Genomic DNA, 18,812 nt, shown 5'->3' with positions numbered 1-18,812 from the left:
ACATGATCGATCTCGGTCGGCTCCGCGCGTTGCACGCGGTCGCGCAGTACGGCTCGGTCAACCGGGCGGCCGAGGTGCTCGGCTACACACCCTCCGCGGTGTCGCAGCAGCTGGCGAAGCTCGAGCGCGAGACGCGGACGACGCTGATCGAGCGGCAAGGGCGTGGGATCGTGCTGACCGACGCGGCCCAGCAACTCGCGTCGACGGCGGCCCGGATTCTCGCGCTGGTCGAGGACGCCGAGCTGACGCTGGACGAGCAGCGCGGGCAGGCGATCGGGACGCTCAGCATCGCGGCCTTTCCGACCGCTGCGCGCGGCTTGCTGCCGCCGGCGCTGGTGCGGCTGCTCCACGATCACGACGGGCTGGATATTCGCGTCCGGGAGACCGATCCGTTCGAGGCAGTGGCGGCGGTCAACCGCGGCGAGATCGATGTCGCGGTCGTGCACGACTGGCACAACACACCACTCGCATTGCCGGAAGGTTTGTCGCGGGCGAAGCTCGGCACGGATCCGGCCGACGTACTGGTGCCGGCGTCGCATCGCCTTGCCGGCAAGGAGTTTGTGCGCGCGGAGGACCTGGTCGGCGAGCGCTGGATCTGCCAGCCGGTCGGGTCGATCTGCCACGAGTGGCTGATCCGGACGATGCGTCGCGCGGGCGTCGAGCCGGACGTCGCCTACTCGGTCGCGGAGTACCAGACCCAGCTCGCGATGCTTGCCCGCGGCATCGGCATCGGCCTGCTTCCCCGCCTCGGCCGCGGCCCGGTCCCCGACGGCGTGGTCGTCGTACCTCTGCAGCCCGCGCCGACCCGTCGCCTGTACGCCGTCTGGCGCACGACCACCTCGCGCCGCCCGGCGATCGCGGTCACGCTCGCCACCCTGAAAGCCGCCTGGCCGGACCGCGACACCGCCTGATCAGGCGTGATCGACGATCTGCCGGAGCTTGGTCTCGGTCTCCTCGTCGAGAGCCGTGTACACGGTCACGCGCAACGGCCCGACCGGCGACAGCCACAGATTGATCGGATCGATCCGCAGGATGCCGTACCCGTCGATCTCCAGCATCTTCGTCCGGGTGCTCGGCGCTGCGACGTCGTACCGCTCCCACAGCTCGGCGAAGTACGGCGAGCTCCTGAGCAGGCTCTGGATCAGGTCCTGCCACAGCGCGTCGCCGAGGTGGTCGGCCGATGCCGCGCGGAACGCCGCGACCATGTGGTGCTTGGTCGCCTCGGCGTCGACGAAGCTGCAGTTCCACTCGTTCGAGACGAAGTTCAGCCAGAGCAGGTTCCGGTCCTCGACCGGCACCTGCTCCAGATCGATGATGACCCGGCAGTACGCCTCGTTGAAGGCGAGGATGTCGTACCGCTTGTTCAGCACCACCGCCGGGTACGGCGAGACCGCGTCGAGGGTCTTCTGCGCCGACGGCGGCAACGCCGAGCACAGTCCCGGCGTCGGAGCGGACCGGCTCCCGGCAAGCCGGTACAGGTGGCTGCGCTCCTGGCGGTCGAACCGCAGCGCCGTCGCGATCGCGTCCAGGACCTGCGCGGACACGTTGATCTCGCGGCCCTGCTCGAGCCAGGTGTACCAAGTGACTCCGACCCCGGCGAGCAGCGCGACCTCCTCGCGCCGCAGTCCCGGCGTACGCCGTCGGCCGCCCGGCGCGAACCCGACCTCGTCCGGCTGGATGCGCTCGCGCCGGCTGCGCAGGAACACGCCGAGCTCCCGCCGCTCGGCAGTCACGGTTCTGTCGGTGGCGGCTGGGACAGTGGTCATGGTTCCATCATGGGCACAGATCGATCCTGGTGCCAGGTGCTGTCGGTAATAGGATAACCAGGCTCTCACCACCAGGCTCCGATCGCGTTCAGGCTGGACGCATGACAGACCAGCTCCAAGCCGCCACCACCGGAGCGCCCGTCCGGCCGCAGGCCGTCGCGGCGCCGCTGAAGCCGGTGGCCCTCACGACTCTCATCTTCGGCGCCTTCCTGCCGATGCTCTCCTTCTTCGTCATCAACGTCGCCCTGCCCGCGATCGGCTCCGACCTGCGGGCGACCTCCGGCGAACTCCAACTGGTGGTCGGCAGCTACGGCATCGCCGTCGCCACCCTGCTCGTGGTCGGCGGTCGTCTCGGCGACACGTTCGGACGCAAACGCCTGTTCCTGATCGGTCTGGTCGGCTTCACTGTGATGTCGCTCATCTGCGCCGTCGCCCCGACCATCGGCGTCCTTCTGGTCGCCCGAGTCGTCCAGGGCGCTGCCGGCGCCGCCGTGACCCCACAGGTGCTGGCGACGATCACCAGCCTGCTCACCGGCGAGCACCGCGCCCGCGCCATGGCCATGTACGGCGTGGCCGGCGGCGCCGCTGCGGCGTTCGGTCAGATTCTCGGCGGCGTACTGGTCGAGGCGAACGTGTTCGACCTCGGCTGGCGGGCCGTGTTCCTCGTCAACGTGCCGGTCGGCATTGTGGGCGTGGCTGCGGCCATCCGGCTGATCCCGGAGACCAAGGCCGCCAAGGCTCAGCGGGTCGACCTCGTCGGAGCCGCACTGCTCGCGCTGACGCTGGTCCTGCTGCTTCTGCCGCTCACCGAGGGCAGGCCGCTCGGCTGGCCGCTGTGGACTTGGCTCTGCCTGGCCGCGACGATTCCGGCCGTACTCGCCCTCGGCGTACATCAGCACCGGTCCGAGCAGTCCGGCCGGTCTCCCCTGATCCCGCCGACCGTGCTGCGGCTGCGGGCGATGCGGATCGGCCTCCTGCTGGCAGTCGCGTTCTTCACCACGTTCGGTGGGTTCATGTTCGTGTTCGCGATCGCCACCCAGGGCGAGGCGCACATGTCCCCGCTGGAAGGCGGGCTGAGCCTGCTGCCGATGGCGGTCGGGTTCCTGATCACCTCGATCTACGGACCGCGTCTGCAGATGCGGTACGGCGCCGGCCTCATCGTGCGGGGCTGGATCATCCAGGGCGTCGGGTATGCCGTACTCGCGGTCGCGGCGCTCACCTTGTGGCCGGACGTGAACCCGCTGAAGCTCGCCCTGCCGATGCTGATCGCCGGCTTCGGCTCCGGCCTGGTCATGGTTCCGCTGATGGGTGTGGTGCTCAGTCAGGTCCCACCTGCGCAGGCAGGCCTCGGTAGCGGCATCCTGCTCACCAGCCAGCAGACCTGCCTGGCTCTTGGCGCAGCCACGGTCGGCACCGCCTACCTGTCGCTGGCCGGTGGGTCCTGGGGCCAGGGCGGCGCGTTGGCCGCAGTAGCGCTGGCCATCACCGCGATCTCGCTACTGATGACCCCTGTGACCAACCAGCTCCGCAGTCCCTAACGCGGAGCTGGTCCGGTCGACTCACGGACTACGAGCCGTGGAACGAGCGACTCTTGCCGACGAGGTGACTCCGGGTCCGCCAGGCGCGCCCGGAGTACCTCGACCGCTCTGCGACCGACCTCCAGCTTCACCGGCGACACAGCGGTCAGTGGTACGTCGGACAGCTCGGCGATCTCGTCGTCGTAGCTGATCACCGACAGCTCACCCGGTACGTCGATCCCATGGGCCAGCGCCACGTTGAGGAGCAGGCTGGCCTCACGGTCCGCGAAGCAGATCACGGCGGTGACCCGCTCCCGCCGTACCTCGGTCAAGAAGCGTTCCACGTCCACACCGGTCCAGCGGTCGAGCGCTCGGCTCAGCACCGGCACGTCACCCAGCCCGGCCCGCACCTGCGGCGCGGTATGCGGGCTGGTGCGTTCGAGGTAGGCGATGCGGGTGTGCCCGAGCTCCTTCAGGTGTTTCAGTGCCAGCCGAGCACCCGCCGCGTGGTTGGTACCGACGAACTCGTGCAGGGTGGCCGGATCCTCCAGTCCGCGCTCCACCAGCACCACAGGCAGATCCAGCTCCTCGAACTCGGCTGTGTCCGGTGCGACGATCAGGCCGGCAACACCAGCGCCGACGAGCCCATCGATCGCCAATCTGGTCTCTGCAGAGTTCCACTCGGTACTGCGGAGCAGCATCTGGGCGCCATGCTTGGACAACTCGCGTTCGATCCCCACGATGATCCGCGGGTAGTAGTACGTCATCGACGGCACGGCGACGCCGATCAGCGGACCGGTGCTGGGGCTCGCGATGTACATCCCGGAGCCCTGACGGCGGTACACCAGCCCGTCCTGGACCAGCAGGTCGACCGCCCGGCGCACGGTGTTGAGGCTGACGCCCCGCTCGGCGGCCAACTGCTGCTCGGTCGGCAGCTTGCCGCCCGGCCAGCGCAGCTCGGCGATCCCGCGGCGCAGTTCAGCGGCCAGGTGCCGTGCCTTCTGGCCCCGTACGACGTCAGTCACAGCGCTGACTCTACCGGGATGAATCCAGAAATTCATTCTCATGAATCTGTTGCCAAAGGGAATGACTTGTCACAGACTCATTCGTCAGCAGCGCCTCAGTGATTTCCGCCACCACTGCAGGAGACCTCATGAAACGCAGGACGTTCCTCGCCGCCTCGACCGCAACCGCCGCCGCCATGACCCTGAGCCCTCGCGCGTTCGCCGATCCCACCGACTTCGCCGCTCTCCGCCGGAAATGGGCCGACGCGCTCACCGGCGGGTCGGTCCTCGATCCGTCCGACCCCGACTTCGCCGCTGCGCTGACCCGCCTCGACGCCGGCGCGACAGCATCGCTCGCCAGGCTCGACCGATCGGCATCGCGCACACAGGTCTTCACCGACTACCCGCTGACCGCCGATCCCTCGGTCGCGAACACGTACGTCCGGCTGGAACAACTCGCCACCGCCTGGGCGACGCCGGGTTCGCAGTACCACTCCAGCGCGAGCCTGCTCGCCGACGTCCAGGCCGCGCTGGAGTCGATGAACCAGCTGATCTACAACCCCGGACAGGCCGAGTTCGGCAACTGGTGGTCGTGGGAGATCGGCGCGACCCGGCCGCTCGCGAACACGATGGTCCTGCTGTACGACGTCCTGCCGGCCGAGGCCCGGGCGCGGTACTGCGCCGCGATCGACCACTTCGTGCCGGATCCGTACCAGATGTTCCCGCCGTCGCGCGCCGTCGTGTCGACCGGAGCCAACCGGGTGGACCTGTGCCAGGCGGCCATCGTCCGCGCGCTCGTCACCGAGGACGAGGCGAGGCTCGTACACGCACGGGACGGGTTGAGCGACGTCTGGCAGTACGTGACGACCGGCGACGGGTTCTACCGCGACGGCTCGTTCGTCCAGCACACCTGGGTCGCCTATACGGGCACCTACGGGCAGGTGCTGCTGGGCGGGATCGGGAAGCTGCTCGCGCTGCTGGCCGGTTCGCCGTGGGCGGTGACCGACCCGAAGCGGCAGATCCTGTTCGACTCCGTCGCCAGGACGTTCCTGCCGGTCGTCCACGATCTGCGGATGATGGACTTCGTCCGCGGGCGCGCGGTGTCGCGCAACACCGAGTCGGACCACGACGACGCCTACATCGCCGCCGAGGCGATCCTGCGCCTGGCCGCAGGGGTCGACGCCTCGCTGGCCGGCCCCTGGCGCGCCGCGGTCGCCGGCTGGCTGGAGCGCGACACGTTCGGAAACATGTTGTCGGGGGCAAGCATTCCGCGGGTGGCGCTGATCAAGTCCGTGCAGGGTGTGGCGCCGGCCGCGGAGGCGGACGGACACACGTTGTTCGCGAGCATGGACCGGTCGGTGCACCGGCGCTCCGGGTGGGCGTACTCGATCTCGATGGCCAGCCGCCGGATCGCGCACTACGAATGCGGTAACGGCGAGAACGACCAGGGCTGGCACTCCGGGTCCGGGATGACCTATCTGTACGACCACGACAACGGGCAGTACGCCGATGCCTTCTGGCCGACCGTCGATCGCTATCGTCTCCCCGGCATCACCGTCGACAAGTTGCCGCTCGCGCCGAAGGCCGGCGGCGAATGGGGTGCGGCCCGGCCGACGACCAGCTGGGTCGGCGGCACCACTCTCGACGGATACGCCGCTGTCGGCCAGGACCTGCAAGGGCCGTCGTCGCCGATGCGTGCGCGGAAGTCGTGGTTCTGCCTGGACCGCTACGTCGTCGCTCTGGGTACCGGCATCGCCGGCGGCAGCGGGCATCCGGTGGAGACCGTGGTGGAGAACCGGAATCTGCACAGCGACGGGACGAACACGCTAACTGTCGGCGGCCAAGTACAGGTCCCGGCGCCAGGCGACACGGCGACGATCGAAGACGCGCGATGGGCGCACCTGGAAGGTGTCGGCGGATACGTGTTCCCGTCGGGTGCGGACGTGCACGTGTTGCGAGAGGCCAGGACAGGGGCGTGGCGGGACATCAACACGGGTGGCCCGACGACACCGATCACGCGGCGGTACGCGACCATGTGGATGGATCACGGGGTGGACCCGGCGGGGGCGTCGTACAGCTATCTGGTCGTTCCGGGCGCTTCGGTCGCGCAGACCAAGGCGTTGTCGCGGAACCCAGGGGTTCTGATCCTCAGCAACACCACGGTGGTGCAGGCCGTGCTCGATCTCGGACACGGTCTGACGCTGGCGAACTTCTGGCAGGCCGGTCGGGTCGGTGGGCTGGTTGCGGACGACCCATGTTCGGTCATTCGCCGGATCGACGGGCCGACCATTCAGATCGGCATCTCGGACCCGACCCAGCTCGCGACGTCGCTCCGGCTGCACCTGCTCGCACCTGGCGCACGGCTGGTCGAGGCGGACCAGGGCGTGACAGTACGCCGTACGCTGCTGGGCGCCGATGTGACCGTCGATGTGACCGGAGCGGCCGGCGCGACGCAGTACGTGACGCTACGGCTGTGACCAGTGCGCCGGTCGCTCGACGGCCGGCGGGAGCTTGGTCGCGTCGTCGCCGCGCGCGGCGTTGATCTGGGACTGGGTGAGGAACAAGGCGCCCCTCAGGTCGGCGCCGCGCAGGTCTGCGTCCCGCAGGTCCGCGCCGATGAGGTCGGCCTGGCGCAGATCTGCTTCGCGGAGATCGGCGCCGATCAGGTAGGCACCGCGGAGGTTGGCCTTGGCGAGGTCGGCGCCGCGCAAGCGGGCTCCGATCAGGTCGGCGCCGCGGCGTTCCTTCTTCTTGCTCTGCTTGCCGCGGACGCGTTGGCTGGTCTTGAGGAGCAGCTCGTTCACGGCCGCACGCTCGGCGTTCACGTCGACGGTTGTGAGGTCCGGTGTACGGCTCACTTGGTGGATGTGGGCGATCGCCTCGCGGGCGGTCTCGTCGTACTCGAGGACTTCGGTGAGGTACCAGAGCAGCTCGTGCAGCTGGCGGAGGATCGGTAGCGCCGCGAACATCTCCGGCGCGGACTGTCCGCGGCTGGTGATCGCCTGGCCGGCGCCGAAGCAGTCGTACACCGTGCAGCCCTGGAAACCCTTGCTGCGCAGGTCTTTGTGGATCGTGCAGCGGAAGTCGTCACTGAGATTCGGGCACGGCTCACCCGCCGGTTTGTCCAGCGCGAAGTCCGCCGACTTGGTGAAAGTCAGCGCGATGCAGCACAGGCCGACGCAGTTAGCGCAGTCGGCGCGGAGTTCAGTTCTGCTCGGCAACCGTGTGGCCGGTACGGCGCCAGCGGATGCCGGCTTCGATGAACTCGTCGATCTCACCGTCGAAGACCCCGGAGGTGTTGCCGGACTCGAACTGCGTCCGCAGGTCCTTCACCATCTGGTACGGGTGCAGGACGTACGACCGCATCTGGTCACCCCACGAACCGGCCACGTCACCGCGCAGCGCGTCGAGCTGGGCCCGCTCCTCGGCCTTCTTCAGCGCGAGCAGCTTGGCCTTCAGGATGACCATCGCGCTGGCCTTGTTCTGCAGCTGGGACTTCTCGTTCTGGCACGAGACCACGGTGCCGGTCGGGATGTGCGTGATCCGGACCGCGGAGTCGGTGGTGTTGACGCTCTGACCACCCGGACCCGACGACCGGTACACGTCGATCCGCAGCTCTTCTTCCGGTACATCGATCTCGTCGGTCTGCTCGAGCACGGGGACCACCTCGACCGCGGCGAACGACGTCTGCCGGCGACCCTGGTTGTCGAACGGCGAGATCCGCACCAGCCGGTGCGTCCCCGACTCCACACTCAGCGTGCCGTACGCGTACGGCGCCTTGACCCCGAACGTGGTCGACTTGAGGCCCGCCTCTTCGGCGTACGACGTGTCGTAGACCTCGGTCGGGTAGCCGTGGCGCTCGGCCCAGCGCAGGTACATCCGCTGCAGCATCTCGGCGAAGTCGGCCGCGTCCACACCGCCCGCGCCGGAACGGATCGTGACCAGCGCCTCGCGCTCGTCGTACTCGCCGGACAGCAGCGTGCGGACCTCGAGAGACTGGATCGACTTGGCCAGCGAGCTGAGTTCCTTCTCCGCCTCGGCCAGGCTGTCGGCGTCGTTCTCCTCGCGGCTGAGCTCGACCATGATGCCGAGGTCGTCGACCCGGCTGCGTAGCGCGGTCACCCGCTCCACATCGGCCTGCAGGCTGGAAAGCCGCGACGTCACCTTCTGCGCGTTCGCCTGGTCGTCCCAGAGGTCGGGCGCAGCGACAGCCTCGCCGAGCTCGTCGATCTCCTTGCGCAGTGCGGGGAGATCAAGCACTTTCTCGATCGAGGTCATCGTCGCGTCGAGCTGCTTCAGCTCCGCGTCAAAATCCAGTCCAGCCACAACGAAACAGCGTACCTCAGGCCAGACCGCGACGAAGAACGGCGAAGACCTGGGCAATCGCCTGCTCGAGCTCGGTTTGGGCGGCTTCGAGCTCCTGGGGCGACGCGTCCTCGGCTAGGACGCGCATCAGTTGTTCCTCAAGCACCTTCTGCGCGGCGGCGTACTGCGCTGCGATCAGCCGGTTGCGCAGGTGATCGAGGCCGCGTTCGTCGAGCGCCGCGGTCAGCGTGGTCTCCAGCTCGGCGGCCTGCAACCGACGACGGGCCTCCAGCGCCGGGCTGTTCTCGATCGTGCGGACGAACTGCTTCCAGGTCGCCAGATGCCCGACCTCGAACCGATCCCGCGTGCCGGCCAGGTAGTGCGCCTCGAGCAGATCGATCGGATCCGCATCCTCCGGCGCCTCCCGGATCGCTTGCGCCGGCCCCAGCCACCACCCCGACTCGTCGAAGAACAGATCCTCCTTCGCCGGGAAGTGGTTGAACACGGTCTGTACGGCGACGTCGGCCGCGCGCGCCACCTCCGCAACGGTGACGGCGTCGAACCCACGCTCGAGGAACAGCCGCGTGGCCACGTCCGAGATGGCGTGCCGCGTCTGCTGCTTCTTGCGTTCCCGCCGCCCGAGCTCCATTGCACCGAGCGTAGGGCATCTGCTTTACTGATTCCAATCATGTAGTCACTACATTTTTGGAGCACATCCAATGACTATTCTCGTCACCGGCGGCCGTGGCGCGATCGCCCGCGCCGTCACCGCCGGCCTGATCGCGGCCGGACACGACGTCCGCGTCGCCAGCCGAGAGCCCTCCGCTCTCCCGTCGGCCGTCGGCTACGACCCCGCCGACCCGGCACCCGCTCTCCGCGATGTCAGCCAGGTCTTCCTGTACTCCGATCCGTCGACCGCGCCTGCCTTTGCGGCCGCAGCCGAGGCCGCCGGCGTGAAGCAGGTCGTGCTGCTCTCCTCGCTGTCCTCACTCGGCGGTCCCGACGATCCGCACGCGAAGACCGAGCAGGTGATCGCCAACGGGTCGTATGCGACGACCCGTCTGCAGCCCAGTGCGTTCATGAGCAATGCGAAGTACTGGGCGCATCAGGTCCGCGCGACCGGTCAGATCCGGTTGCCGTACCTCGACGCCGAGGAGGCGCCGATCCATGAGCGGGACATCGCCGACGCGGCTCTCCGCATCCTCCTCGACGGCCCCGGCAACGGGCATGACGGTCGCGGCTATCCGCTCACCGGCCCGGAGTCGATGACCCGTCGGCACCAGATCAGCCTGATCACCGCGACCACCGCCGTACCGATCGAGGCCGTCGACCTCACGCCCGACGAGGCGCGTGCCGAGATGCGTATGCGCGACGAGGGTCAGCGCGAGACACTGCTGGCCTACTGGAAGTCCCGCGTGGGCATGCCCCAACGCATCGAGCCCGGCGTCGAACTCCTCACCGGCCACACCGGCCGGACCTTCCAGACCTGGCTGACCGACCACCCCGGCCTGTTCAGCTAACCAGCTACCTGGCCGCGCCCCCACCCGGGTCGACACAGCTTCTCGGGGTCCGACACAGGAAATAACCTGTGCCGACCCACCACAACCTGTTGAAACGCCTCCCAAGGCAACGCGGGCACGGCGGTTCAGCGGATCGGGACGATTGCGGCGGCTTCGGAAGAGAGGTCGGTCGAGGTGGGGAAGCCTGGCGGGTGGAACGGGAGGTTCGCGGTGGAGGTCAGGCGGACGGTGACCGTCGTACCTTGGACGTCGACCGACCAGCCCAGGCTGTCGAATCTGTTGCTGGCGGCAACTTCGTTCAGGTAGTCGGCGGTCAGGCGGGCGGCCTGGTCGGGGTCGATCGCCGCGTTGCCGCCGGCGCCGGGCTGGGCGTAGACCGCGGCCAGACCGTTGGCGGCCGCGAGGACGGCGCCGTCGGCCGTCGCGTCGAGGTCGCGGCGGACGAGGAAGGCCTTCGAGATGTCGGTCACCACCACGATCATCAGCAGGATGACCACGGTGAACCCGATGATCAGGACGGTCATCTGCCCGTCCTCTCCCCGGCGCCGGCTCATCCGTTGCCCTTGGCTTCGCGGTAGTCGCCGAACGCCTCGGTGTGCGAGGCGCTGATGCGGATCGCGGGCGGTTCGCCACCAAGCGCGTCGGGGATCAACGGCAGGCGTACTTCGGTGTTGAGCGTGACGGTCACCGTCGACCCCGGCTGAAGACAGGCCGAGCTACAGGTGATCGTGAGCTCGTCAGTGCTGAGCTCCATCCCCTGGTCCTTCATCGCCAGCTTCGCGGCCTCGAACGCGCGCGACCGCGCCTCGTCCTCGGACACGCCGTCCGGCACGATGACGAACGCGCGTCCGGCGGCGCGGGTCGCCGCGGTCGCGCCGTACGAAGCTCGCTGGACGTCGAAGACGCCGAGCATGAAGTACACCAACGGGACCATCAGCAGGATCGCCAACCAGGAGAACTCGACGATCGCACTCCCGCGCTCGTCCCGCCGGCGCCTCATTCGCCTGTCTCATTGACCGCATGCCCTTGGACGCTGAACGAGATACCCGGTCCCCACAGCCCGAGCGGCGGCATGTGCGCGTCGACGGTGACCTCGACGCCGGGCTGCCCGTCGATATTGGTCGCCTCCGCCGATACCGAGTCGATCAACTGGTCCCGCACCACGCCGCTGATCAGCTCGCGGGTGCGTGCCTCACCATCGGCCGGCTCCCGGTTGAGGACGGCCGCGTAGTGCGCGCCCTCGGAGGCTGCGGCGGTCACCGTGTTGCGCACATACAGGAACAGGCCGACCTGCAGGATCCCGAGGAACAACGGCACCACGAGCGTCGAGACCAGGACGAAGTCGACAACCGCCGCGCCCCGCTCGCCACGGGCCTTGCGCATTACTTGTTGGAGACCGACGACAGCGCGTCCTTGAGCATGGTGGCGAGCTGGTCGCCGGCCACGCGCCAGATCACGACGACCAGGCCGGCCGTCATCACGGTGATCAGCACCCAGCCGGGGACGTCGCCGCGCTCTGTCCGCGCCGGGCGTGGCTTCAGCAGCAACGCCACGAACAGTCTCGTCAGGTGTAGGGACATGACCTCTCCTCGATTCATCCGGCGATCAGCCGGATTCCGACAGCGCCCGGGTAGAAGGCGAAGGCGATGGTCACCGGGAGGACCAGGAAGATCACCGGCACCATCATGGCTACTTCGCGGCGCGCGCCCGACTCGATCAGCTCACGCGCCCCGCTTCCCGGATATCGGCGGCCTGTGCCCGCAGTACGTCGGCCAGTGGGGTGCCACGCTCGAGCGCCACCGCCAGCCCGTCCGCGAAGCGCGAGAGCGCCAGCAATCCGGTGCGGTCCGCGAGCGCGTCGAGCGCGCGGACCAGTGACTCCCCCGCCCTGGTCTCCGCCAGGACCCGTTCCAGCTCGTCGGCCAGGTCGCCCCGGCATGATCGCGTCACCCGATCGAGTGCCGCCGCCGGCCCCTCACCGGCGGCGACCGACAACGCCAATAGCTCGGCAACCGTCGGCAACTCAGCAAGCAGCCGCCGCTCGCGGCGACGTACCTGCGAGGTCAGATAGGTGTCGCGGCCAAGCACTCCGACGACACCGAGAACCAAGCAGAACACCATCAGGGCGACCGGATCCCCGGTGTCGAACGCCGCCGCGATGATCGAGATCACCAGACCGGCGCCGAAAGCCAGCGCTCCCCACAGCAACTGCTCGATCCGGAACTCTTCGACGGTCCGCTGGATCCCGGCCCGCTGCAGCCGTCGCCGGACCGTGTTCGCCCCGCCGAGGATCCGCTCGAGCCGTGCCGCGGCCGACCGCAGCGACGGCCCGAACAACCGCAGGATCGCGTAGAACGGCGACCGCGAATCGACCACGCCGACGAACACGTCCGGCGCCCCGAGATCCCGCAGGTACGGCGAGATCCGCTCGTCGACCGTCGGTTTGCGCAAGAACGGCAACCGCAGTACGACGACGAGCAACCCGGCGCCGAGCAATGCGCCGAGGAAACCGCCGAGCAGCATCGGGCTCATCGCAGCACCCGCTCGGGCTCGGGCAAGCGACCGATGCGCAGCATCAACCGGTACGCGAGCACGCAGATGACTGCACCGCCGGCGATGATCAGCGCACCGACGGGCGAGTTGTAGCGCTGGATCACATCACCCTGGAACGACAGCATCGCCAGCACCAGCCACGGTGCGGCGACCGCGACCCGAGCACCGTTAACCGACCACGACTGCCGCGACTCGAGCTCGGACCGGGTCCGCGCATCGTCACGCAAGAACGTCGACAGCGATCGCAGCAGCCGACCGAGATCACCACCGCCGACCTCGCGCGCGATCCGCAGCGCCTCGACCACGCGATCGCCGACCGGATCGGCCAATCGTGCCTTCAACCGGTCGAGCGATTCGGCGAACCGGCCTGTCGACGCGTAGTCCGCACCGAACCGGCGGAACGGCTCGCGCAGCGGCAACGGCCCGCGCTCACCCACTTGAGCCAATGCCTCGGACAACGACAACCCGGCACGAACCGCGGACGCGACGTTGTCCACCACGTCCGGCCACAACTCGCGGAACTCCGCCAGCCGCCGACGAGCCCTCGATCGCACCAACGCGATCGGCAGCCAGCCCGCCATCAACCCGAACACCGCACCGACCGGCAAGGCCCTGGAGACGAGGAACATCAGCACGAATGCGGCCAGCCCGGTGATCACACAAGCGCCCATGAAGGCACCCGGTGTCAGGCCTTCGATCCCTGCGCTCGCAAGCAATTCACGACTTCGACGACGCAGTCGCCCGTCCGTGCCGGCCACCGCCTCGGACGGCGACACGAACGCCGCGATGATCAGCAGCAGGCCGACCCCGAAGAACAGCCCGATCAGGAGGCCCATCAGCCCGCGCTCCGGGGCAACTCGGTGAGCAGCCCGGCCACGTTGTACCCGGCCTGCTGGAAACGCTCCGCGTGCGGCAGGTGTCCCTCGGCCCGGCGCAGATACCCGTCGTACGTCACGAAGAGCGACTCCGTCTCGATCGCCTGCTCCTCGACCCGCCCGGTGACCGCGACGATCTCGCGCACCCGCCGATGGCCGTCCGCCGCGATCCCCAGATGTATGACGATGTCGACGCAGCCCGCCACCGTCGGCAGCACAAAGCGGCTGCCAATGTTCTCGCCGGCCAGCAGCGGGAGCGTGCACATCTTGGTGAGCGCTTCGCGGGCCGAGTTCGCATGGATCGTGCACATGCCGGGCAGTCCGCTGTTCAGCGCGAGGAGCAGGTCGAGGCACTCCTCGCCGCGCACCTCGCCGACGATCACCCGGGACGGCCGCATCCGCAGCGACTCCTTCACGAGGTCACGCAGCCGCACCTCGCCGGTGCCCTCGAGACCGGCCTGACGGGTCTGCATCGAAACCCAGTCGGGGATCGGCAGCTTGATCTCGAAAACCTCTTCGCAGCTGATCACCCGCTCGCTGCCGGGGATCGAACCGGCCAACGCGTTCAGCATCGTGGTCTTGCCGGCCTGCGTGCCGCCGGAGACCAGCACATTGAGGCCGACGGCAACAGATGCCTCGAGCACCGCAGCTGCATGCGGCGTCAGGGAACCCAGCTGAACCAGGTCGGTCAGCCGGGTCGCGCGGACGGTGAACTTGCGGATGTTGATCGCCGCATACCGCTGGGTGATGCCGCCGAGGACGATGTGCACCCGGCTCCCGTCCGGCAGGCGCGCATCGGTGAACGGCTGCGACACGTCGATCCGGCGACCGGTGGTCTTGAGCATCCGCTCGACCAGATCGCTGACCTCCTCCTCGGTCAGAACGGTCGTGGTCAGCTCGTGCCGGCCCTCCCGGGCGATGAACACCCGGCTCGGCTCGTTGATCCAGATTTCTTCGACGCTGGGATCGTCCAGGTAGCGCTGCAGCGGCCCGAAGCCGGCGACCCGGTCGTGCACCTCACGGCTGACCGCCTCCACGTCGCCGATCGGCGGGACGACCCCGGTCAGGCTGCGCTCGTCGTACTCCTTGACGACGAGGGCGACGATCGCGCTCACGGACCCGGGATCGCGGAGCGGGTCGATGCCTTCGCGGCGCACGACGTCGCGCACCTGGGCGTCGATCAGCTCGATGGCACCGTCCCAGCCGGATCGGTGCGCGTCGAGCCTGTCCGCTGTCATCGATCTCCCCGTATGTGTCCCGTCTGGCGACCACGCGGTCACCATGCGCGACCATCCTTTCAAGTCCAGAGCAGCCGGCGCCACTCGCGCAGGCGGCCCTGTGGATAACCGTGACATGCCGAAGGCTCACTCACCGTATCCATCGCCTCACCACCGGTCCAGGAAATTGCAGCTAGTTGCAATTCGGCGGTAACAGAACGCCGACTCGTGGCGTCGAACCGGGTGAAGGGACCTCGGGAGGGTGCTTTGACACGGTCTACACAGGACTTCGAGGAGTTCGCGCGGGCGCGGACGCCCCAGCTGTACCGGTCGGCCTGGCTGCTCGCGGGCGAGCATCACCTGGCGGAGGACCTGGTCCAGGAGACGCTGGCCAAGCTCTACCGGGCGTGGCGGCGGGTGGAGCAGGCCGACAACCCAGCGGCGTACGCCCAGACCGTGCTGGCACGGACGTACATCTCGCAGCGACGGCGCCGGAGCTCGACGGAGCGGCCGGTGGAGCGGACACCCGACCGCGCGGACCCTCCGGGTGACCACGAGCTGCGCCTGTCCCTGCTGCAGGCGATGGCAGAGCTGTCCCCGCTGGACCGTGCAGTGCTGGTCCTCCGGTACTTCGAGGACCGCAGTACCGAGCAGGTAGCGCAGGACCTCGGCAAGAACACCGGTGCGATCAGGACGCGTACGTCGCGCGCACTGGGCCGCCTACGAGCGGTGCTCGGCGACGAAGCCGTCCACCTGACCGCGCATTGAGCTGGGAGCACCATGACCAACCTTCACGACAGCCTCCCCGACCTGATGCGGCGGGCCACCGAGGACCTCCAGCCGGCCACTCCCGAGCTGGTTGCCCGGGGCATCCGTCGCGGCAAGGTCCTGCGACGCCGCCGGACCGCACTGGCCAGCCTGTCTGGGGCAGCCGCCGTACTGGCGACGGTCGGCATCATCGTCGGGAGCACACAGCTGCTCCAGCACGACGCAGCTGTTGAGCCAGCCAGTACGCCCAGCGCGCACCGCCCGACGCCGCTGACGCCTGCGGAGACTCTGGCCGCAGTACTGCCCAAGAGCCTGCACCGCGGTCACATGACCACATCTGACGACGGCACCCTCTCTGTGGTGCTCGACGACGGTCACGGCGCCGGACTGCTCACGGTCGACATGATGACCGCGCAGGCGAACACGAACTGCAACGGCTCCCCTGCCGGCGCCTGCACAGTCCAGCCAGACGGCACGGTGTACGTCGCCTACGCCAACCGGCCGCTGTACACGGACGGGTCGAACCCCGGTGGCATCACGGTGACCACTGTGGAGCTCTTCTACCCGGATGGGCGACAGATCAGCATCAGCAACTACAACGCGACTCGGGACCAGGGCGTTGAGCACAGCCGGACCGCTCCGGTCCTGTCGATCGCACAGCTGACGCAGATCGCTCGCAGCAAGCAGTGGGTGTACCCGCCGCGCGTCTCTTAGCGGTGCACCAGCGTGTGCTCGAAGGAGTACCGGCTCGCGCGGTACAGGTGGGCGCCGTACTCGACCGGCTGCCCGTGGTCGTCGTACGTGACGCGGGTGGTCGCCAGGAGCGGTGAGCCAGGCTCCTCCGACAGCAGCCGTGCCTGCTCGGGTGTTGCTGGGATGGCTGAGATGGTCTGGTGCGCCACCTTCAGGCGGACGCCCTCAGCGCGCAGCAATTGGTAGAGGCCCCGCTCGGCCAGCGTGGTCGGGTCGGTCTCCAGGAGCTCCGGCGGCAGCCAGTTGCGCATCAGGGCCAGCGGCTCGCCATCTGCCCGGCGCAGTCGCTCCAGCCTCAGCACGCGGTCGCCCAGCTCGCACTGCAATGCTGTGGCCACTTCTGCGGTCGCAGGCGAGATGCCGAAGCGCAGGATCTCGGTTTCGGGCTTGCGGTGCGCCGCGGCGAGGTCGTCGTACAGACTGGTCAGCTCGAGGGACCGGCGCACCTGACCGGAGTTGCCGACGACCTGCGTACCGACGCCGCGCTTGCGGACGAGCAGGCCCTGGTCGACCAGGCGGGCGATCGCCTGGCGCACTGTCGGCCGGCTGAGGCCGTACGCCTCGGCCAGGTCCACCTCGTTGCTCAGCCGGGAGCCGACCGGCAGTTCACCGCCCTGGATGGCCGCTTCGAGCTGGTGCGCCAGTTGAACGTGCAACGGCGTACGGCTGTTCCGATCGACCTGGACCTGGACGGTACTCATGGGCACATCTTGAATGCTGGGCCCGATTCCGTCGACCCACCACCCGGATTTGATCAGATCCGCACCGGACGGTGCTCTTCGTACGACGCCATCGCCGCCAGTGCGACCTGCAAGGCGTTCCGAGCGTCCTGGCCGGTCACCGGCGGTACGCCGTTCGTCCGCACCACGTCCACGAAGTCCGTGAGCTCCTGCACGTACGCGTCGTGGAACATCTCCTCGTCACTGCGCAGCGTCTGCTGGTGTACTCCGTTGGCGTTGTAGTGCGCCAGGGCACTGCTGGCGAGCTGACCGGCCACGACCATGCCCTCGCTGCCGAACACCTCGCCGCGCACGTCGTACCCGTAGTACGACGAGAAGTTCGCCTCGGCCGTCGCGATCGCGCCGTTGTCGAAGGTGATCATCACGACCGCGGTGTCGAGCAGTCCGGTCTCCTTGTACTCCGGTGCCACCAGCGCGTCTGCGCGGGTGTAGACCTCGACCGGCCGTGCGCCGGGATTGAGCCAGAGCAGCGTGTCGAAGTCGTGAATCAGCGTCTCGCGGAAGATCGTCCACTGCGGAATGCGGTCGGCGTACCGCAGGCCGCCGGGACCGCTGGGGTCACGGGTGATCGAGCGCATGAGCCGCGGCGTCCCGATGCCGCCGTCCGCGATCGTCCGGCGCGCCGCGGCGAAGTCCTTGGCGAACCGCCGGTTGAAGCCGACCTGGAACGGGACACCGGCGCGGTCGGTCGCGGCGATCGCCTGGTCCAGCTCCGTCAACGTCAGCGAAGCCGGCTTCTCACACCAGACAGCCTTGCCGGCCTCGGCCGCGCGGGTGATCAGCTCGGAGTGCGCGATCGCGAGTGAGGTGATCACCACGCCGTCGAGCTCCGGATCCTTGAGCAACTCGTCGACGGTGACGGGGGCGGCGTCGTACAGGTCTGCGAGTTTCTGGGCGGCCTCAGGCCTCATGTCGGCGACCGCTGCCAGCTCGGCTCCGGGCACGTGCCGGGCGATGTTGCCGGCATGCATTGTGCCGATCCGGCCGGCCCCGATCAGTCCCAGCCGTACCACTGGCAGCCCGTGGTCTGTCCGCATGGTTAAACCCTAGAACGCTTCAGACCCGACTGGTACGGCGATACTCCGACGGCGACTGCCCTGACTGCGCGCTGAACACTCTGCTGAGGTAGAACGCGCTGCGATAGCCGGTGTGCTCGGCGATGACCTGGAGCGTCTGGTTGGTCTCGGTCAGCAGCTCACGGGCCTTCTGTAGGCGCAGGTCGCGCAGGTAGCCGACCGGTGTGGTGCCGCGGACCGCGCGGAAGCGTCGGGAGAGCTGCGACGGACTGATGCCGAGGACGGCTGCCAGCTCGGTCAACGACATGCCCGGTGAGGCGTAGTGCTCGTTGAGGTACGTCAGCGCGCTGCGGACCACTGGGTCTTCTGGGGAGCCGGTGCGGCTGAGCATCAGGACGAGGTCGGTGACGACGTGCGTGGCGATCGGGGTGGTGGCATTCTCGAGCAGCGTGAGGTTGCCCCGGAGACGGTCGAGGTCGCGGACTCGCGTGCGGCCGGTTGGCGGTCCCAACTCGGTGGTGAAGCGGGCGTGGAAGAACGACGTTCGCGTGCGCATGCGGCGGTGGAGGATGCCGCCGGGTGGACAGATGACGACGTCGCCGAACTTGGCGGTCCCGTGCGCGTCGCCGACCCGGTAGTCGAAGGAGCCGTTGGCCGGGAGCAGAAGGCACCAGGTGTCGTAGGTGTCGAAGGGTAGAGCGAACTGCGGCCGGGGCGGCGCGAGGAGGTAGCCGTCCAACTCGAGCATGACAAGAAAGTACATGGACCTGCTCAGAAC

The 18,812-nt window shown here is 68.6% G+C and carries 21 protein-coding genes; 6 read left to right on the top strand and 15 right to left on the bottom strand.

Annotation, left to right across the window (positions count from 1 at the left end; all coding sequences use genetic code 11):
• Positions 1-2: 2 nt before the first annotated feature.
• Positions 3-911 (top strand): LysR family transcriptional regulator, encoded by a 909-nt coding sequence (locus ACQPYH_RS09685; RefSeq protein WP_432889192.1) that lies wholly within the window; start codon positions 3-5, stop codon positions 909-911.
• Here ACQPYH_RS09685 and ACQPYH_RS09680 read toward each other — a convergent pair whose 3' ends face one another.
• Positions 912-1,766: a helix-turn-helix transcriptional regulator gene (locus ACQPYH_RS09680; RefSeq protein ID WP_432889190.1), complete on the bottom strand. Its 855-nt coding sequence runs from the start codon at positions 1,764-1,766 to the stop codon at positions 912-914.
• Positions 1,767-1,867: 101 nt separating this feature from the next.
• Between ACQPYH_RS09680 and ACQPYH_RS09675 the strand changes: the two genes are divergently transcribed.
• Positions 1,868-3,304 (top strand): MFS transporter, encoded by a 1,437-nt coding sequence (locus tag ACQPYH_RS09675; RefSeq protein ID WP_432889188.1) that lies wholly within the window; start codon positions 1,868-1,870, stop codon positions 3,302-3,304.
• On the opposite strand, the gene ACQPYH_RS09670 is transcribed toward ACQPYH_RS09675, so the two are convergent.
• Positions 3,301-4,308 carry a substrate-binding domain-containing protein gene (locus ACQPYH_RS09670; protein WP_432889186.1) on the bottom strand — a complete coding sequence of 336 codons (1,008 nt, stop codon included), beginning with the start codon at positions 4,306-4,308 and terminating at the stop codon, positions 3,301-3,303. The two genes, ACQPYH_RS09675 and ACQPYH_RS09670, sit on opposite strands and share 4 nt — an antisense overlap.
• Before the next feature lie 128 nt (positions 4,309-4,436).
• On the opposite strand from ACQPYH_RS09670, the gene ACQPYH_RS09665 reads away from it, so the two are divergent.
• Positions 4,437-6,764: a polysaccharide lyase 8 family protein gene (locus ACQPYH_RS09665; RefSeq protein WP_432889184.1), complete on the top strand. Its 2,328-nt coding sequence runs from the start codon at positions 4,437-4,439 to the stop codon at positions 6,762-6,764.
• Here the strand turns inward: ACQPYH_RS09665 and ACQPYH_RS09660 are convergent.
• From ACQPYH_RS09660 to ACQPYH_RS09650, 3 genes are read right to left on the bottom strand one after another with little or no spacing between them, the layout of a single operon-like run.
• Complete coding sequence (locus ACQPYH_RS09660; RefSeq protein ID WP_432889182.1) at positions 6,753-7,508, bottom strand: pentapeptide repeat-containing protein; 756 nt, start codon at positions 7,506-7,508, stop codon at positions 6,753-6,755. The two genes, ACQPYH_RS09665 and ACQPYH_RS09660, sit on opposite strands and share 12 nt — an antisense overlap.
• Positions 7,492-8,613, bottom strand: coding sequence for a peptide chain release factor 2 (prfB, locus tag ACQPYH_RS09655; protein ID WP_432889180.1), 1,122 nt, complete (start codon positions 8,611-8,613; stop codon positions 7,492-7,494). The genes ACQPYH_RS09660 and prfB overlap by 17 nt, the downstream gene beginning before the upstream one ends.
• A gap of 16 nt (positions 8,614-8,629) precedes the next feature.
• Positions 8,630-9,241: a TetR/AcrR family transcriptional regulator gene (locus ACQPYH_RS09650; RefSeq protein ID WP_432889178.1), complete on the bottom strand. Its 612-nt coding sequence runs from the start codon at positions 9,239-9,241 to the stop codon at positions 8,630-8,632.
• A gap of 70 nt (positions 9,242-9,311) precedes the next feature.
• Here ACQPYH_RS09650 and ACQPYH_RS09645 point away from each other — a divergent pair, with 70 nt between their 5' ends.
• Positions 9,312-10,112 carry an SDR family oxidoreductase gene (locus ACQPYH_RS09645; RefSeq protein WP_432889176.1) on the top strand — a complete coding sequence of 267 codons (801 nt, stop codon included), beginning with the start codon at positions 9,312-9,314 and terminating at the stop codon, positions 10,110-10,112.
• A gap of 125 nt (positions 10,113-10,237) precedes the next feature.
• Here ACQPYH_RS09645 and ACQPYH_RS09640 read toward each other — a convergent pair whose 3' ends face one another.
• From ACQPYH_RS09640 to ACQPYH_RS09610, 7 genes are all read right to left on the bottom strand, one after another.
• Positions 10,238-10,636: a pilus assembly protein TadG-related protein gene (locus ACQPYH_RS09640; protein WP_432889174.1), complete on the bottom strand. Its 399-nt coding sequence runs from the start codon at positions 10,634-10,636 to the stop codon at positions 10,238-10,240.
• Positions 10,637-10,662: 26 nt separating this feature from the next.
• A complete protein-coding gene (locus tag ACQPYH_RS09635) occupies positions 10,663-11,112 on the bottom strand; it encodes a TadE/TadG family type IV pilus assembly protein (protein WP_432889172.1) in 450 nt (149 codons plus the stop codon).
• The gene (locus ACQPYH_RS09630; RefSeq protein WP_432889170.1) at positions 11,109-11,495 is read right to left on the bottom strand and encodes a TadE/TadG family type IV pilus assembly protein; all 387 of its coding nucleotides are present in this window, start codon (positions 11,493-11,495) and stop codon (positions 11,109-11,111) included. The genes ACQPYH_RS09635 and ACQPYH_RS09630 overlap by 4 nt, the downstream gene beginning before the upstream one ends.
• The gene (locus ACQPYH_RS09625) at positions 11,495-11,692 is read right to left on the bottom strand and encodes a hypothetical protein (RefSeq protein WP_134104988.1); all 198 of its coding nucleotides are present in this window, start codon (positions 11,690-11,692) and stop codon (positions 11,495-11,497) included. The genes ACQPYH_RS09630 and ACQPYH_RS09625 overlap by 1 nt, the downstream gene beginning before the upstream one ends.
• A gap of 136 nt (positions 11,693-11,828) precedes the next feature.
• Positions 11,829-12,644 carry a type II secretion system F family protein gene (locus ACQPYH_RS09620; protein WP_432889168.1) on the bottom strand — a complete coding sequence of 272 codons (816 nt, stop codon included), beginning with the start codon at positions 12,642-12,644 and terminating at the stop codon, positions 11,829-11,831.
• A complete protein-coding gene (locus ACQPYH_RS09615) occupies positions 12,641-13,501 on the bottom strand; it encodes a type II secretion system F family protein (protein WP_432889166.1) in 861 nt (286 codons plus the stop codon). The genes ACQPYH_RS09620 and ACQPYH_RS09615 overlap by 4 nt, the downstream gene beginning before the upstream one ends.
• Positions 13,501-14,778 (bottom strand): CpaF family protein, encoded by a 1,278-nt coding sequence (locus tag ACQPYH_RS09610; RefSeq protein WP_432889164.1) that lies wholly within the window; start codon positions 14,776-14,778, stop codon positions 13,501-13,503. The genes ACQPYH_RS09615 and ACQPYH_RS09610 overlap by 1 nt, the downstream gene beginning before the upstream one ends.
• Before the next feature lie 246 nt (positions 14,779-15,024).
• Between ACQPYH_RS09610 and ACQPYH_RS09605 the strand changes: the two genes are divergently transcribed.
• Positions 15,025-15,525, top strand: coding sequence for a SigE family RNA polymerase sigma factor (locus ACQPYH_RS09605; protein ID WP_432889162.1), 501 nt, complete (start codon positions 15,025-15,027; stop codon positions 15,523-15,525).
• A gap of 12 nt (positions 15,526-15,537) precedes the next feature.
• Entirely contained in the window at positions 15,538-16,239 is a 702-nt protein-coding gene (locus ACQPYH_RS09600) for a hypothetical protein (protein ID WP_432889160.1), read from the top strand.
• On the opposite strand, the gene ACQPYH_RS09595 is transcribed toward ACQPYH_RS09600, so the two are convergent.
• Genes ACQPYH_RS09595 through ACQPYH_RS09585 form a run of 3 tightly spaced genes read right to left on the bottom strand, consistent with a single transcriptional unit; the run spans position 16,236 to position 18,782 of the window.
• Entirely contained in the window at positions 16,236-16,979 is a 744-nt protein-coding gene (locus ACQPYH_RS09595; RefSeq protein WP_432889158.1) for a GntR family transcriptional regulator, read from the bottom strand. The genes ACQPYH_RS09600 and ACQPYH_RS09595 overlap by 4 nt on opposite strands.
• Before the next feature lie 53 nt (positions 16,980-17,032).
• On the bottom strand, positions 17,033-18,055 hold the full coding sequence (locus ACQPYH_RS09590) for a Gfo/Idh/MocA family oxidoreductase (protein ID WP_432889156.1): 1,023 nt from the start codon (positions 18,053-18,055) through the stop codon (positions 17,033-17,035).
• A 19-nt stretch (positions 18,056-18,074) separates the two neighbouring features.
• A complete protein-coding gene (locus ACQPYH_RS09585; RefSeq protein ID WP_432889154.1) occupies positions 18,075-18,782 on the bottom strand; it encodes a helix-turn-helix domain-containing protein in 708 nt (235 codons plus the stop codon).
• Positions 18,783-18,812 lie beyond the last annotated feature (30 nt).

Source organism: Kribbella sp. CA-245084 (assembly GCF_050942355.1).
Taxonomy (GTDB): domain Bacteria; phylum Actinomycetota; class Actinomycetes; order Propionibacteriales; family Kribbellaceae; genus Kribbella.
Note: the sequence above shows the minus strand (reverse complement) of the source record. Positions and strands in the feature narration are given on the sequence as shown.

What these genes read in the sequence shown, in the direction of transcription:
- ACQPYH_RS09685 (WP_432889192.1), top strand. Translation starts at nt 3, where the DNA reads ATGATCGATCTCGGTCGGCTCCGCGCGTTGCACGCGGTCGCGCAGTAC.
- ACQPYH_RS09680 (WP_432889190.1), bottom strand. Translation starts at nt 1,766, where the DNA reads ATGACCACTGTCCCAGCCGCCACCGACAGAACCGTGACTGCCGAGCGG.
- ACQPYH_RS09675 (WP_432889188.1), top strand. Translation starts at nt 1,868, where the DNA reads ATGACAGACCAGCTCCAAGCCGCCACCACCGGAGCGCCCGTCCGGCCG.
- ACQPYH_RS09665 (WP_432889184.1), top strand. Translation starts at nt 4,437, where the DNA reads ATGAAACGCAGGACGTTCCTCGCCGCCTCGACCGCAACCGCCGCCGCC.
- ACQPYH_RS09650 (WP_432889178.1), bottom strand. Translation starts at nt 9,241, where the DNA reads ATGGAGCTCGGGCGGCGGGAACGCAAGAAGCAGCAGACGCGGCACGCC.
- ACQPYH_RS09645 (WP_432889176.1), top strand. Translation starts at nt 9,312, where the DNA reads ATGACTATTCTCGTCACCGGCGGCCGTGGCGCGATCGCCCGCGCCGTC.
- ACQPYH_RS09640 (WP_432889174.1), bottom strand. Translation starts at nt 10,636, where the DNA reads ATGACCGTCCTGATCATCGGGTTCACCGTGGTCATCCTGCTGATGATC.
- ACQPYH_RS09635 (WP_432889172.1), bottom strand. Translation starts at nt 11,112, where the DNA reads ATGAGGCGCCGGCGGGACGAGCGCGGGAGTGCGATCGTCGAGTTCTCC.
- ACQPYH_RS09630 (WP_432889170.1), bottom strand. Translation starts at nt 11,495, where the DNA reads ATGCGCAAGGCCCGTGGCGAGCGGGGCGCGGCGGTTGTCGACTTCGTC.
- ACQPYH_RS09625 (WP_134104988.1), bottom strand. Translation starts at nt 11,692, where the DNA reads ATGTCCCTACACCTGACGAGACTGTTCGTGGCGTTGCTGCTGAAGCCA.
- ACQPYH_RS09620 (WP_432889168.1), bottom strand. Translation starts at nt 12,644, where the DNA reads ATGAGCCCGATGCTGCTCGGCGGTTTCCTCGGCGCATTGCTCGGCGCC.
- ACQPYH_RS09615 (WP_432889166.1), bottom strand. Translation starts at nt 13,501, where the DNA reads ATGGGCCTCCTGATCGGGCTGTTCTTCGGGGTCGGCCTGCTGCTGATC.
- ACQPYH_RS09610 (WP_432889164.1), bottom strand. Translation starts at nt 14,778, where the DNA reads ATGACAGCGGACAGGCTCGACGCGCACCGATCCGGCTGGGACGGTGCC.
- ACQPYH_RS09600 (WP_432889160.1), top strand. Translation starts at nt 15,538, where the DNA reads ATGACCAACCTTCACGACAGCCTCCCCGACCTGATGCGGCGGGCCACC.
- ACQPYH_RS09595 (WP_432889158.1), bottom strand. Translation starts at nt 16,979, where the DNA reads ATGAGTACCGTCCAGGTCCAGGTCGATCGGAACAGCCGTACGCCGTTG.
- ACQPYH_RS09590 (WP_432889156.1), bottom strand. Translation starts at nt 18,055, where the DNA reads ATGCGGACAGACCACGGGCTGCCAGTGGTACGGCTGGGACTGATCGGG.
- ACQPYH_RS09585 (WP_432889154.1), bottom strand. Translation starts at nt 18,782, where the DNA reads ATGCTCGAGTTGGACGGCTACCTCCTCGCGCCGCCCCGGCCGCAGTTC.